The sequence below is a fragment of the Yunchengibacter salinarum genome (assembly GCF_037658235.1).
Taxonomy (GTDB): domain Bacteria; phylum Pseudomonadota; class Alphaproteobacteria; order Sphingomonadales; family Kordiimonadaceae; genus Yunchengibacter; species Yunchengibacter salinarum.
This window is the reverse complement of the sequence record NZ_JBBJLN010000018.1, coordinates 1-14732: the sequence shown is the minus strand read 5'-3', so window position 1 is coordinate 14732 and position 14732 is coordinate 1. Positions and strand designations below refer to the sequence as shown.

Genomic DNA, 14732 nt, shown 5'->3' with positions numbered 1-14732 from the left:
GACACGATCGCCAGCTTGTCATCGTCACACCAGCGGCGTCGCCGCTCAATCCCAAGAACCTCGCCCCGCATACATCCTCCGCCTAAAACACGTCCTTTGCGACGTCGCTATCCACGTGTTGTAGCGGATCAACACACCAATCAACAGGCGGTCCAAACCGGGCGGTTACGGCGGTCCAAACCGGGCGGTTACGATGGATTGATGAACGATAATGAAGATGAAGTGACCGTGACGATCACGTTGAGCCGGAAAGCCTATGAGAAGGCCGAGAGGCAGGCGAAGGACCCGCGTGGTCCGATGGGGGAGATGGCAGGGTTCGTGTCCGCCACGGAATATATTGAGCGCATGGTCGAAGTTGCGCTGGAGGGCTGATAGGACGCCGCGCTCATTCACAAGTGGCCACGGGCCTGCGCCCTCATCCACGATAATCAGGAAGCGCTTTGAGTCCTTGTCGAAGCGGGACTCGATATCCGTGAACAGTTGTTTTCGGGCTTTCAGGACTTCGTCGAGTGCGACAGGCGCCTTCGTCACGCCCTCGAATCCGCGTCTTTAGCCAGAGGACGCCCGGAGGTCTTCGCTTTCGTCCTCGTCCTCGGCATGGATCGCACTCTTTAGGTCGGAAAGGTGCGTCTTCGTAAAGTAAATGGTGCAATCTGCTTGCGCTAGAATGACCTCCAATCGCGCGTCATCGAGATCAAGCAGCATCGCTTTCATGATGTCTTTCGAGCCGTTCGCGTGCCGGAACATGGCTGCGTGGTTCGGGCACAGTGCAAGGTAGTTCTGATGGTGTCGTTTCTTGAGTGTATTCTCGGGCAAGAACTCGACCGCCTCGAAGTAAGGTGACCCGTCATCCAGAGCGAAAGGCATCGGTTTCTCGCAGACTTGGCAGAAAAGACCTTCGTCACCTGTGTACTGATGATGAAGGTATTGTTTTGCTTCTTCTTTCACGGCGCCCTGACCGATGGAGACGCTTCTGGAACGTTTCTCCGTTTCTCTCCCCTGGGCGTCTTTTGCGATCTCTCGAACGCGCGCGTCACGCCGTTCAGGGTTGCTGGGCTCATTCTCCGGCAACTCTGTGACTTTCCTCCTCCGGCGCATCTCTTCGCGCATTTCTTGGCGCTCTTCTTCCGATAGCTCTGACAATTGGCTAAGAAGTTCCAGATCATCAGGGTTTTCAAACCCCAGTTCTGCCGCTGCTGCCTGCTTCCTTGTCTTCTTTGCCTCTGCAGCTACCGCTTCGGCGCGCACCTTCTCGTTCTCGCGCTCAACTTCAATTCCAAAATCGATGGCTTTGATCCATGGCCAGCCAGCATCAAAGCGAAATCCTTCCGGTAGATATTCGACCCTTGCGGCCTTCGGTTTGACGAAGCTATCGCCTTGTGGGACCCAAGCGAAATTCCGTAACTGATGAACTAACTGCGATTTTGCGTAGCGGCTGCCGCCGGATACATTTCGCCTGTATCGCGCTTCGAGAAACCCGCTAATCCTTGGCTGACACATGGTATTCCATATCAGCCTCGAAATCCGAATAGATTCGTTAGAGGCGAATTTCTCAAACCCGATTACCACGTAATCTAGATTTAGTGGTGATGTGTTCCGCTCTCCCGGCACACGGCGAAGATACGCCCACTCGGGATTTTGGGTGCAGTCGGATTTAGCGATGGGGATGACGGTTCTTGCTCCGAGTGCTTCTGCAAGACTAGCCACCTTTGAGATGTCAATCGGCAGATTCTGGTATAGTGGATGAAGCTGCACCCGATTCCTCGAAGAGCCAAGTACTTCATAGTACTCGGCTAATCCGGTATCCAAGTAGGGGCTGTCGAGAAAAATCTCTTCTGGCTTGTGCCACAATTCGTCGCCGCCGAGGAACACTTGAAACTCTTTTAGCGCCGACTTTGCTGAGGGATCGCTTTCGATCAGTTTGATAAAGCGCCACAGGTGAGCAACGTAGTCCTTTTCTCGGAAGGTGTGCTCGGAGGAAGAGTAGTTCTTCTCCAGCAATGCTTCGACAAGCTGCCGCTCGCCGATATCCGTAACGCCAATCTCACTCAGGAATACCTTCGCAAACTTCTTCCGTTTTTGACTGTTTCCGCCTTCGAGTACTTCACGGTCAACGCAGGGTACGATTTTGCTGTAGCGCCCTTGCTCATCAGGAAAATAACACTTGTTAGGAACCTCGAAGGCGCCATCAGCCAGTCTCACGATTTTCGCGTCGGTAAGCTGATATAGTTCTTCTTTGGTCTCAGGGTCGCTGGCGAGCAGGGCGTATAGCTGCTGAATCCAATCAGCCGTCTTCTTTGACAGCCACTCCAGGACCTCAGTATCCGGCGGGCTCCTTGAGTAGCTTGCGTCCAACTTGCTAGCGAGTTCTTCAAGAAGGTCGTCGACATCCCATTCTTTAATCTCAAGACCACTCATAAACCGTTCGACATTCGTGCCTTGCAATGCGCGACTTGCCGCCCATCGCGGGACAATGTCTTGGTCGGTCATGAGAAACTCAATGTCTTCCTCCGAGAGCAACTCCTTGAGAGAGGCCTTCGCTTGAAGGAGGTGCTTCGCCGGGGCATGCCCCTTGTCATAGGTTGGAGTCAGCGGCTGATTATTGAACGCTTCAACCACCTTGTCTCGGATGATCGTGTAGCTTTCCCCAACTTGGTCATTCGGATTTGGTAGGACGCTTAGGAACTCAGGCGTCAAGAACCCAAGGCCCTTGATGCCATACACCGCTCGTACGCTTAGAAATGCTAGCTGTTCAAAAAGAGGGGTATTAGCAGGCGTCTTTTTGATGCTTGCACGGCTGAGCTCGGGAACGAAGGGGGCGTGAAGATGGAAACGAAGTCCGGAAGCTTCCTTCTCCGCCGGGAAAAAAACGGCCACTTGCCCACTTACAGGAACAATCTTGAACTGTTTGTTGAGTTGCGTGCTAGAGCTATAGACCTCTTTCTCCTTGATCGGCTCCAAGCTGAAGGCCAGAGCAACTTTCTGCCTCTCCAAACCTTCGACAGTTTCAGCAAAACGAAGAAAATGTGACGTTGCCGTTGTCGAGCCTTCGGTTTCCTTCAGAACTTCGATGTGCTCCTCGGAATGCTCGACGCGCAGGATAGAGCTCGATTTCCCATTGTCAATTTTCCAGTTGATCGCCTGGATATTCGAAAGGAAGAGTAAGGTCGTTTCAGCAAGGTCATGAAGACCGGCACCGACTTCGGTGTATGCCACATCAGCTGGTTTCTTGGGGTTGTTGAAGGGAAACCAGAACCGTGTGATAGATTTGTCCTCGCCGTCGTCAACGATGCGATCGGGCATGACGAGGCGAGAAATGCGGAAAGAAAAGTCACCCGATCTGATTTCAGGCTCCAGTGTATAAACGAAAACAGATTTAAATCCGACGCCGAACTTTCCGATTTCTTCAGCGGAGTTTTCTTTTGTGCTATTGTGGATTCCCGTAATTGACCGAACATCTTTTTCAGTGAAGAGCCGTGTCCCGTTGTGCTCGAATCGGCATCCTCCTTTGCTTAATGAGAAGGAAACCTCAGTCGCTTGCGCGTCTTCGGCATTTTGCAGCAACTCGAACACGAAATGGGCTTGATCAGGGTAGAAATCCTCGAAGATATCGAGATTGATGTCACCTTCGTTGGCGTCGATGCCTTCAAGGAACTTTCGCCGCTGATCTGATAGTTTGGTTAGAAAATCGGTCATCACGTGCCGCTCCGGACTGAGATTGTACCTAGCATGATCGGCGCGGCCCTAATATCGCCCGTGTTTCCAGCGTCACGTAACTCACTTACGCGACGTTCGAAGTCACCGTTCGCCCGCGCCAGTTCTGCTTCCTTCATCCGCCGAATGCGATCGTTGGTCGCTTTGGATATCTGATCGTCCAGGATGCGCACACGGGCTCGATGGCTAACGGTCAAGCTTTGCACTCTATGCTCGGCCAGCTTCTGGTTCTCGGCGATATGATTGGCTTGTGCTGCCGACCATTTGGTATGGTGAAGATTGTCGAGATCGTCGAAGTCTTCTGCAGACTGCGAGACAGACAGGATCGGTTCCACGGCTCTGTGCAGTACACGAAGAAGAGCGCTTTCCACTAGTGGATCAGTCGCGACTGCTACAAGTTGCTCGTCTGGCTTAATGCCATGCATGGTCCACCGATACAGAGCGAATTTGTGCTGTCCGGGTGGCAATCCGTCGGACACCTCAAGAGAGCAGTACATCGCTTCGTCCATCTCCAGAAAGCGGGCTGCCTGTCGTACGAGGGGATGCATAACTGTCAGGTGGACAGTGGACGGGTTTTCGGCTGCAGCGTCCTGATCGAAGGTCACCGTCAGACTTGGAGTGCCGCCCTTCAGCCACTTTTCCCAGCTTCTGGATAGGGCATCATTGCTGCGCTTGAACTTCCTGAAATCAGCCAAAAGAGCATTCCGCACCTCTTGGCTCACCCTCAAGGTTCTGAGAGGCTTGTCACCCGACAGTGGGTCAGCGTCCGATCCGGTTTTGGACTGGAGGTATCTGGATACGCATCGCTTGATTGATGCCGTCGACAGCCATTCACTCTCTGCGTCTTCAATATCCTCGCGCCAAGATTGCTTCGGCACGTTTAGGCCGAAGAGTTCTACTTCCTTCTCTTCAAGGTCTTGCTCTTCGCGAATGCGACGAATGCCGTTGTCCGCGAGTTGCTGGAGCTTCTTCTCCCTTTCGTCTTCTGTCAGTACGAAGCTCTCTGCGATGTCATGGATTTCCTGGGTGATCTCGCCCAAAATTTCCTCGCCACCGCCCACGGCATGATGAAACACGCCGATCCGCCACAGGCATCGCTGGTAGATATCGGCATCAACCGTTCCAGGCGTCACGAGGTTAACAATGCTGACTGCCTCACTTTTTTGTCCGTATCGATCGATGCGTCCGATCCGTTGCTCGATCCGCATCGGATTCCAAGGAAGGTCATAGTTCACGAGGAAGTCGCAGAACTGGAAATCGAGGCCCTCGCATCCAACTTCGGATGAGAGAAGTACGTCTAGAGCGTTCTCATCGGCCTTTGGGAGAGCAAACCGCCGTCTCAGCTCTGCGCGCTCCTCGTCAGTAACGTCCCCGTGCACGAGGCCGAAGCGCAGTCCAGCTGCTTCGGCGTGTTTGGCGAGGTAAGCTAACGTGTGCCTGAAGGTGCTGAAGACGAGCGCCTTGTTATTCTCCAAGCTGGCCTTTTCTTTCAGTGCTCGAATGAAGGCTTCGACTTTCGCGTCATCCGGACTGAGGTTCTCAGCCTTGTGGAGAAGCTCCTCGATCTCAGCACGAACCTGGTCGACAAATGATAAGTCGATTTCATCGTCGATGTCGTTGCTTTCGATCACTTCCAGCTGATCGAGTTTTCGTGTCAGGATGTCGGAAAGCAAGGGCGCCAAACCGAAAAGACAGCTCGCAGCCTGCCTACGGATCGTCGTCATCATGAACTTGACGTTCTGCTGACCATGACAGCGTACAAGAATTTTGGCGATGATGTTCAACAGCGTATCGTGGAGGTCTCGCTGCTCATCGTTGAAATCAACGGTCAGAGTTTGTGGCTTACGCATCGTGAACTCACCGATGTCACGGCGGCGGGTCCGGTTGATGATTGAACTAAAAGTATAAAGCTCTTCGAGGGTTCGCGTCATCAGCACGCGCTCGGAGTCGGGAATCTCCGCTTCCTGAAGCTTGTCGAAAGCCCCTTGGAAGTTTGCCTCTTCACGGAGAAAGAGCCGGCCCCACTCGGTTTGCGCAGCCTCCCGCAGCTGATCTGACGCATCCTTTTGCCATCCGGCCGATTTTTCACGGCACAGCCTGACCGCTTCATTGATGAAACGGTTGGGTGCGGCCATCTGTTCGAAGCTGGCCTCGTCAATGACAAGGTCCGGACGCACCACATTGAGCAAGGTAAATAGGTCAGAGCTGCCGAGCTGAACGGGGGTAGCAGTCATCAGCAAGACAGCTTTGGCGTTATCGCAGAAATATCTGACGCCTTGGTGCAGGAAGGTGTCTGCATTACGGATGTGGTGAGCTTCATCAACGATCACCAAATCAAAGGCGGGAGCCGGATCAAGCGCCAGCAAGCCACGATCCTTCTTCTGCTTCCGCCCGCCTTGACCGAAGATCAAATCGGAATCAAACAACGAAAACGGTAGGATAGACTTACCGTACTTTTCGGGCCATTCACCTTCGAGGTCTGTCTCTTGGAGACAGTGACGCAGAAGTTTACCGTCAAGGTGGGTGAAGTCCTGGTCGAAGCGCTTCATCTCGGTCTGCCATTTCCGTTCGGCCACGAGCGCTTTTGGGCAGATCACCAAGATAGACGAGATGTCAGTCCGAGCGCTGAGTTCTTTGATGACGAGGCCCGCTTCAATTGTTTTACCGACACCAACCTCGTCTGCGATCAACAGTCGAGGGCGATCCGACCTAATAAGCTTCAATACCGGCCGGTATTGATAGGGGACAAAGTTTACACGCCCAGATCGGAGCGAGAAGAGGTTAGCAGTCGATGGGGATAGGAGGTGTTGCGCGGTCAGGCGCGCTTTGAATTCTTCGATAGAGATTTCAGGCTTCTCGTCATCACCGCCACCTATGGCTTGAAGCTGGCTTTCGTAGTAGGTGGATTTCGCTCCATCCTGGAAGACGCGATACCGAATCTCAGGCCCGCCAAAGACGACCTCTAGTACCGGCACCTTGACGCTATTATCAGAGCGGAGGGTTACTAACTCACCTACATTGAAAAGATGGGTGGGTTTTTCGATCGTAGGTTCCGAAAGGGTGTCGGAAGCTTCGCGTTCATCTTCGGACGCGGTTTTCGATGCTTTTGACATCGACGCCAGAGCGGCGTTCTTCATCACGGTCGCCGCTTCGATAGACGCCTTGCTGGCGTTTATCAGTGAGAGCAGGCGCTCAAGCGTGTCGGCGTCTCGGTAGATTTCACTGGGAGGAGCGTCATCCGCCGGGGCGTGCGCCCATTTGTTCCTGACGGTCTGTAGTTCCTTTACCCAGTTCCTGCCTTCACGAGGAAACTTCAGCTTCTGTGAAAGTTCGAACCAGTTCTGATCGAGAACCCTGAGGAGAGCGGCAAGGTCAAGTTCGCGTAGCGAGGCAAGCCTCTTTTCCTCGATAATCCTTTGCTGTTGGAAGCTCAGTCTTTCAATAACGTTCTTTTCCCACCAATCTTCCGAAAATTCCGGAAGTTCTCGCTGCAGAAAGCCTGCTAGATCGGACGACGCCATTCTCAATTCAGTGTGCATTCATATAACTCAATTTTCAAAAATATTCATAAACCTTACCGAATTTATCAGAATATTTCCATGTTTCACGAATTTTTTCATTTACTGCCCTCCGTGGCCGCCGACCCGGCTCAGCGTCAGCTTAGCAGATGCAATCCGCCGGCGATAGATTCCGGACTCGCAGCGAGGCTCGTCGGCCCCGGTGCCAACTAACAAGGCAGGACGGGATGGATGCTTGCCCTGTCATTGCAGTCGCACCCTTCCCGCAGGTGAGGGGTGATGGGCGACTTCGGCGAAGCAGGACGCGCAGGAAAAGGTCACCGACCGTGGCGTGGCCACATCGATAGTATGAAGCATGACGGTGATTGAGCATCAGCGCGGAACCCTGCCGGTTCTGGGAATCTTGGCCAAAGGGGAAAGTCTTCCCCTCGCTGCAACCCGCCTCTGGCGGCTTTCCGCTACCCCTTCCAGCGGGGACACCCCGCAACGCCCCGTTCCAGTCCGGCGCCGCAATGTGCAGCGTCAGCCGAACAACTTCTCAAGTTCGGCGCGCTGTGCGGCATGTTTACCGGTGTTTTCAGCCATCAGCTTCTCGATGTTCATGAGCTTCCAGCGCACGGCGGGCAGGTTGGCCGCCTGCGGACGGTCGATGGCTTCGAATTCGGGTGCGCCGTCGTGCAGGCTGAGCAGGAAGCGTTTTGTGTTCGCGTCGAAGCGAGACTGGATGTCGGCGATCAGTTGCTTACGGGTCTTCAGGAGTTCGTCGAGGGCGACCGGTGTCTTGGTCATGCCCTCGAATTGTTGCGCGAAGGGCTGATCGAGATCGATCAGGTTCGGGTTTAGAAGCTCGTGCGCAGGGCGCGGCGAACTGGCGACATAGATCAGGAAGGTGCGGAACAGGTCGTCCGTCAGCCCTTCGTTTTCGTAGAGCAGTTTGACGTCATAAAGGTCGCGCGGGTGCTGGCGATCGAGGGCGGCATGGAGCTTGCCGCCAAACAGGTCTTCGAAAGCGACGATCTGCATTTCCGCATACCCGAATTCATCCTCGACGGCCTCGGTGACCGCGCGGGATTCCGGTTCATGAACGACACCGCGTGTGACGGGGGAGGTCTCGGTCTTGATCTCGGCGCCGTTCAGGCGGGCAAGCAGGCGGGTCGCGCCGCCGCCACCGCCTTTGATCCGTTGGGTTTTTGCACCTGCGATGCCCGCTTCGATGGATGCTGCGATGCGATCCATCGCGTCGTTGATTTCAGCAAGGCTTTCATCACGGTCTTTGATCGGCAGGTAGGTCAGGTCGATATCGACCGACAGGCGCGGCAGATCGCGGTAGAACAGATTGATCGCCGTGCCGCCCTTGAGCGCGAAGATCGGTTCTTCTGCGACATGCGGGAGTATGCGGACGAGCAGCGCGACCTGGGCTTCATAGGTTTCACGCGCCATCGCTCGCCTCCGTTGTCACGAATTCTTCCGGTACCATTATGCGATAGCGCGGATGTATCCGGCCGCCTTTGACCAATGCGCGGTCGCCGCTCCCGAGGTTGAATTCTTCGGGGTCGAGGCGCTTGCGCCAGGGATGATTGTGGCGATCGGCGAAGACGAAGAACAGGCGTTTGACCTTGATCTTCTTGCAGCTGTGCAGCAGCGCCGAGAGCATGCGCGGGCGCAGCGTTGTCAGGCTTTCGAAGACCATGTCGAGGCTATGAAAGCTGCCATGGTCAGGCAGCTCGTCCATGGCTTCCATGACCGCCCGTTCCGGCACCGACATCTTCAGCTGCCAGTCCCATGGCAGGTTATCTTTTGCGTCGGCGTCGTCCTTGCTGAGGCCGCGCGACGAATCTGCGAACAGTGACGTGGTGCGGGTTTCTATCGGGGCGTTCAGCGGCAGTCTGGCCAGCCAATTCGGTATGGCCTCGCCATAGACCCAGACAGGGGCATTGCTGCCCAGGCGCAGATAGTGGTCGTGGCCTTGTTGGCTGAGCGCGGTCGTGCCGCCGACATGGACATCGCAGCCCATGATATGCTGCATGGAGAGCAGGCAGGTCTTCCAGTCGAGTGTGTTGGCCTTGCTGGCGTTCGGCGCCGGGCGCCGGAAGACGCCGCGATGGACGCGTTCCAGCCAGCCGCGCTTGACGTAGCCATAGGCCGAGCGGCGCCCTATGCCATGGTGCTTCAGCCAGGCAGAGTCCACGAGGAAGCCTGCGGGTACAGACTCAAGCAAGCTCTTTATGTTTTCATGTTCTTGTCCACTCATGATGGACATATTATCATGTTTTCAAAGAGCCTGTCACCTCTTCCTTTGAGAAAAGCGCTTTTGGTCCGTCCTGGATGGACAAAATTGTCGAATGGTAAAGCGCTGCCGCTACGACAAGGCTCGGGAACCCTCCAGCAAAGCAGGGCGGGCGCCGGTGCCCTGCATCGTCTCCACCGCCGCACCCCCATCAGCAAGTGAGGGGTGACGGACGGCTCCGGCGAAGCAGGGCGATAGGTTCTTGATAAGTTGTGAAAATCCCTACACGGGCGGCACTATCACAGTTACAGTGTCCCCTATGAGTGATGTTCTTGATCTACAGACGACCTACAAGGCGATCCTGGAAGCGGCGCGTGATGGCCGTTTTATTAGCTATGGCGACCTTGCCCAAGCCAACCGCGCGAAATGGCAGAAGGTTCGGCGCGCCATGAATTATCATCTCGGCGACCTCGTGGAAATTGCAGCTGATCGAGGGTGGCCCATGCCGAGCGCAATCGTCGTCAACAAGCAGAATCTCGAAACCGGAACGCTGGACGGCGATGCCCGCGAAGGTTTTATCAACGCTGCCAAGAGCTTCGGCTTCGAGGTGTCTGATCCTGCGACCTTCGTGGAAGAACAGCAAAAGGCGGTGTTCGCCTGGGCGCCAAACGCACCCGACGATCTCGGCCTCGATCCCGGCGAGGGGCAGCGCGGCGGTGACCTCGGCGGCCCCAAATTTGTTCAGTTCTTCGGTCCTGTGCTCGACGCCCTCCGTTCCTTGGGCGGTTCTGCCGAACCGAGAGCCGTCATGGATGCTGTCAAAGAGACCGGACCGGTCAGCGAAGAAGAGCTGAAGGAGACCAACAAAAACGGGCAATCCAAATACGAGAACCAAGTCGGTTGGGCCCGTTTCTATCTTGTCAAAGCCGGCCTGATCGAAGGCAAGAAGCGCGGCGAATGGACTCTGACTGCCGAAGGCCGGGAGACGCATCTCGATCATGACAGCGCGCTGACGCTCTTTCGCGACGTTCACTCCCGTTACAAGAGTTCGGGCGGCGAAAACGCCGATGAAGTGCCACCCCCGCCTGACGATACGCCGGGATCGCTCTTCGAAGACCCTGACCGGCAATTCTGGTTCGTTGGTGCCGTTTGGGGCGGCACGGATGACCAGACCGAACGCTTCCTGAACGAGGGCATCTGGCAAAACGGTTATGACGAGAAATTCTCCGAGCATGTGGCGCGGATGAAGCCCGGCGACAGGATCGCGATCAAAGCATCCTTTGTGAAGAAATACGGCCTGCCGTTCGAAAATCACGAAAAGCCGGTCTCGTCCATGCGGATCAAGGCGATTGGAACGGTCACCGAAGCCACCACGGACGGCAAAACCGTAAAGGTCGATTGGACGCCGCTCGATGAGCCGAAAGAATGGTATTTCTACACCTATCGCACAACCATTGTTGAGGCCGACGCTTCCGACGAGCTCGCAAGGCGCCTGATTCAGTTCGCGTTCGGCGACCACAAACAAGATTATGAATTCTGGCTGCGTGTTCCGTATTTTGCAAAGAAGTACAGGTCGCGCGACGTAACCGCGACAGACATTGAGCGCGAAGAAGAAGAGGCCGAAGCCGATCTCGAAGACGTCGCGTTCAAGCCTTACAACGTATCTGACATCGTCGGGGACGGTTGTTTTTTCCCGGAAGATAATCTGCAATCTGCGCTATCGCGTCTGACTGCGAAGAAGAATCTCATACTTCAGGGGGCGCCCGGCACAGGAAAGACCTGGCTCGCCAAACGCCTTGGTTACGCGCTGCTCGGGACCCGTGATCGCATCGTCACCCGTAAGCGTATGCGCTCCATACAATTCCACCCGTCACTGTCTTACGAAGATTTCGTCCGCGGCTGGCGCCCGGATGGCGATGGCGCGCTATCCTTGATTGACGGCGTGTTTCTCGAAGCTGTCGAAGCCGCGCGCGCCGAACCGGACCGCCCCTATGTCGTGATCATCGAGGAGATCAATCGCGGCAATCCCGCTCAAATCTTCGGGGAAATGCTCACCCTTCTTGAGAAAGACAAGCGCAGCGAGGAAGAAGCCATCGAACTCGCCTACCGTCATGAAGCGGGCGAGCGGGTCTTTATCCCGCGCAACCTGTTCGTTATCGGCACCATGAACATCGCCGATCGCTCGCTTGCGCTTGTTGATCTAGCGCTCCGGCGTCGCTTTGCCTTTGTCACGCTTGAAACCGCACTGAATGACACCTGGCGGCAATGGTGCATCGATCAGGCCGGTATCGACGACGCTGTCCTGAAACAAATCCAGCACCTCATGGCCGAGCTCAATGACGAGATCGCGGCTGACCGGTCACTCGGGGCGCAGTTCCGGATCGGGCACAGCTATGTAACGCCGGCGCCCGGCAAGACCGTGCCTGACGGCAAGGCATGGTTCCGTGACATCGTCGAAACCGAAATCGCGCCGCTTCTTGAAGAATACTGGTTCGACAATCTGGACAAGGCCACCTCAGCCAAAGCGCGGCTCCTGCAAGGGCTATGAGCGCAGCGCCGGAAGCAGAAGCTTGGCGTGATGATGAGGCGAAGCTTGCCTATGACAAGATACCGGTGCGCAATGTCTGGCTGCTGTTCCTTTATGCCTATGATCTTGCCCGCTTTCAGGGGCGGTTCGAGGCCGAAATTGAGGACTCACCGGATTTCAAATCGCTCATCGCGCGGCTCCTGTGCCACGCGGTCGAAACTCGCCTGCGGCGGAACCTTAGCTTTGGCTACCGTCGGCGCGCCGCTACATTGAAGCGCGTGCGGGGCCGCATCGACATCCTGGAAACAGAATCCCGCGATCTCTTCCGGCGCGGCGAAATCGCCTGCCGGTTCGAAGAGCTCACAATCGATACACCCAGAAACCGGCTTGTGCGCGCCGCGCTTACAGCACTGGGCGGGCGCTTGTCCGAGCAAGGTTTGGCCCACAGAACGAGAACCCTGGCCGGAGCCCTCGGGCGGGCGGGCGTAAGTGGCCAACCGCCGTCCCGCGCCGACATGGCAACAGACCAGATCGGCCGCCACGAAGCCGAGGACAGGCTGATGGTGTCGCTGGCGCGCGCCGTCTTTGATCTCGTCCTGCCGACCGAGCAGGAAGGTGTGCGCTCGCTCTTCAAGGCATCGCGTGGCGATACGGAATTCCGGAAGCTCTTCGAGCGCGCCATCGGCAACTTCTTTGCCGCCGAACTGCCACGCGAAGAGGGCTGGCGCGTCTATCCCGGCAAGCAAATTTACTGGCCGGTAGGCGCAGCATCGCCCGGCATCCGCGGGCACCTGCCCATGATGGTGACGGACATCATCTTGGAGAACGAGCAAGAAGACCGGCGGATCATCATCGACACGAAATTCACGAATATCCTGACTGGTGCGCAGTTCGGTGACGGGCAGCGCTTCAAGACTGCCCATATCTATCAGCTCTATAGCTATCTTCGGAGCCAGGAACGGGAAGATGATCCGCGCTCCCTGTCGTCGGAGGGGATGTTGCTATATCCGGCGATCGGGATCGACACGGATGAGGCCGCTGAACTTCAGGGGCACCTTGTGCGGTTCGCGACCATCGACCTTGCAGCGCCGACGGCGACTGTCATGGATCGATTGCGTCGTTTGCCCGTCTACTCAAGCTTAGCCGCTTGATGCCGTGCGTTCTGGTGAAGGGGAGACACACCTTCTCAGCCGCATAACGCCGCACCGTCCTCGCCTTACCGAGTCAACGTAGGGGGTGGTGGTTGAGGATGATGACTTTGAGGCTTGGTTCAAAACCTCTTGACAAAAGTGTCTATACGTATATAAACTATACGTATATAGTAATTATGGTCATCACCAACCAAGTATCGGTGAGACTGGAATGATGGAGCAGCAAGGCGATGCGTTGGGGTGTCGAAAAGCGGATGGAGTTCATTGAGTTCCGCCTCTTCTGGGAGGGCGGGATCAACCGTTCTGATATCATCGACCAGTTCGGTGTGTCGGTGCCGCAGGCTTCAAAAGACCTGACGCTCTATGAGGAGAAGGCGCCGGGGAATCTGGCGTATGACAAGAGCGCAAAACGATATCGAGCCTCTCCCAAGTTCAAGCCAGTGTTGCTTGAACCAGATGCGTCGTCGTATCTGTCGCATCTTCAAGTGGCAGGGGAGCCGCGCGACGGCGTAGCCGAGTCTTGGCTGGCCGCCATGCCTGAGTTCGACCTCCTCCCGATTCCACGCCGCAGTGTCGCCGTCGGTGTGCTGCGTGACATCCTGGCGGCCATTCGGGAAAAACGGTCCGTCGAGATTCACTATCAGTCAATGAATGTCCGGCGTCCCGCGCCCGAGTGGAGGCGCATTAGTCCGCACGCGATCGGAAGTGATGGCCTGCGTTGGCATGTTCGGGCGTTCTGTCATATTGACGAGAAGTTCAAAGACTTTCTTCTTTCGCGTTGTCTAAAGACACGCGACTTCGATGAGTCGAGGGCCGACTCCCAGGATGATGTGCTTTGGCACGAGCGCTTCACGGTGCAACTTGCGCCCAATCCTGACCTCAGCGAAAGCCAGCAGGAAATCATCGCGCAAGACTACGAGATGCTCGATGGGCTTGTCGAAGTTCATGTCCGAAAAGCACTGCTCTACTACTTTCAGAAGCGTTTGCGTCTGGATATCGCTGACAAGCTCGATAATCCCCACGAGATACCGGTGGTTGTGGCGAACCAAGTTGCGTTCGAAGCCGCATTAGCGGAGGCGAAGGCATGAAATCGGAAAACTTCGAAATATTGCGCGATGACTGGCCCGGACTCGCCGAGCTCGGCGGGTTTGCCGAAGCCTACGCACAAGCGGACCCTGCTAGCGCACTCGTAAAGCTGCGGCTTTTTGCTGAAAACCTAACCAAGGACATCTATCGAGATTTGGCTCTCCCGAGACCGGAGCAGCCGACCTTTGTTGACCTGCTCAAGAATAATGCGTTTGAAGCCGTCACTCCGAAGGTCGTTCTGGACAAATTGCACGCCATTCGCATTCACGGCAACAAGGCCGCCCATGGCGAGGCGGTTCGGCCGCAGCATGCGCTGTGGCTACTGAGAGCCTGACCGAAAAAGGAATTGAGTGATATCAGTCACTTGTGATTCATGGAAGTTGCGAAGCCACCATGGAGGCACAGGATGTGGACTGATATCACCCGTCGGCAGTTTGCCCGCGAAGGACTGCGTTTGCCAAGCGATTTAACGGATGCGGAGTGGGCGGCTCTGGAACCGCTTCTGCCGC

At 55.9% G+C, this 14732-nt stretch carries 9 protein-coding genes and 1 pseudogene; 6 read left to right on the top strand and 4 right to left on the bottom strand.

Translation table 11 applies throughout. The annotated features are described in order from the left end of the window. Positions 1 to 201 precede the first annotated feature (201 nt). On the top strand, positions 202 to 372 hold the full coding sequence (locus WGH93_RS12855; protein WP_374765292.1) for a hypothetical protein: 171 nt from the start codon (positions 202 to 204) through the stop codon (positions 370 to 372). A gap of 177 nt (positions 373 to 549) precedes the next feature. Here the strand turns inward: WGH93_RS12855 and WGH93_RS12850 are convergent, their stop codons facing one another. The 4 genes from WGH93_RS12850 to WGH93_RS12835 form a co-directional block, all read right to left on the bottom strand. Further along, complete coding sequence (locus tag WGH93_RS12850) at positions 550 to 3696, bottom strand: sacsin N-terminal ATP-binding-like domain-containing protein (protein WP_374765291.1); 3147 nt, start codon at positions 3694 to 3696, stop codon at positions 550 to 552. Beyond that, entirely contained in the window at positions 3696 to 7253 is a 3558-nt protein-coding gene (locus WGH93_RS12845) for a DEAD/DEAH box helicase (RefSeq protein WP_374765290.1), read from the bottom strand. The genes WGH93_RS12850 and WGH93_RS12845 overlap by 1 nt, the downstream gene beginning before the upstream one ends. Before the next feature lie 501 nt (positions 7254 to 7754). Further along, entirely contained in the window at positions 7755 to 8672 is a 918-nt protein-coding gene (locus tag WGH93_RS12840; RefSeq protein ID WP_374765289.1) for a nucleotidyl transferase AbiEii/AbiGii toxin family protein, read from the bottom strand. Continuing rightward, complete coding sequence (locus tag WGH93_RS12835; protein WP_374765288.1) at positions 8662 to 9483, bottom strand: type IV toxin-antitoxin system AbiEi family antitoxin domain-containing protein; 822 nt, start codon at positions 9481 to 9483, stop codon at positions 8662 to 8664. Before WGH93_RS12835 ends, WGH93_RS12840 begins: the two co-directional genes overlap by 11 nt. A 295-nt stretch (positions 9484 to 9778) precedes the next feature. Between WGH93_RS12835 and WGH93_RS12830 the strand changes: the two genes are divergently transcribed. The 5 genes and pseudogenes from WGH93_RS12830 to WGH93_RS12810 all read left to right on the top strand — a co-directional run. Beyond that, complete coding sequence (locus WGH93_RS12830) at positions 9779 to 12007, top strand: AAA family ATPase (protein ID WP_374765287.1); 2229 nt, start codon at positions 9779 to 9781, stop codon at positions 12005 to 12007. After that, entirely contained in the window at positions 12004 to 13137 is a 1134-nt protein-coding gene (locus tag WGH93_RS12825; protein ID WP_374765286.1) for a 5-methylcytosine restriction system specificity protein McrC, read from the top strand. The genes WGH93_RS12830 and WGH93_RS12825 overlap by 4 nt, the downstream gene beginning before the upstream one ends. 230 nt (positions 13138 to 13367) lie before the next feature. Continuing rightward, on the top strand, positions 13368 to 14225 hold the full coding sequence (locus WGH93_RS12820) for a helix-turn-helix transcriptional regulator (protein WP_374765285.1): 858 nt from the start codon (positions 13368 to 13370) through the stop codon (positions 14223 to 14225). After that, entirely contained in the window at positions 14222 to 14557 is a 336-nt protein-coding gene (locus WGH93_RS12815) for a DUF4145 domain-containing protein (protein ID WP_374765284.1), read from the top strand. The genes WGH93_RS12820 and WGH93_RS12815 overlap by 4 nt, the downstream gene beginning before the upstream one ends. A 72-nt stretch (positions 14558 to 14629) precedes the next feature. Next, a pseudogene (locus WGH93_RS12810) lies at positions 14630 to 14732 on the top strand (IS5/IS1182 family transposase); the annotation flags it as partial.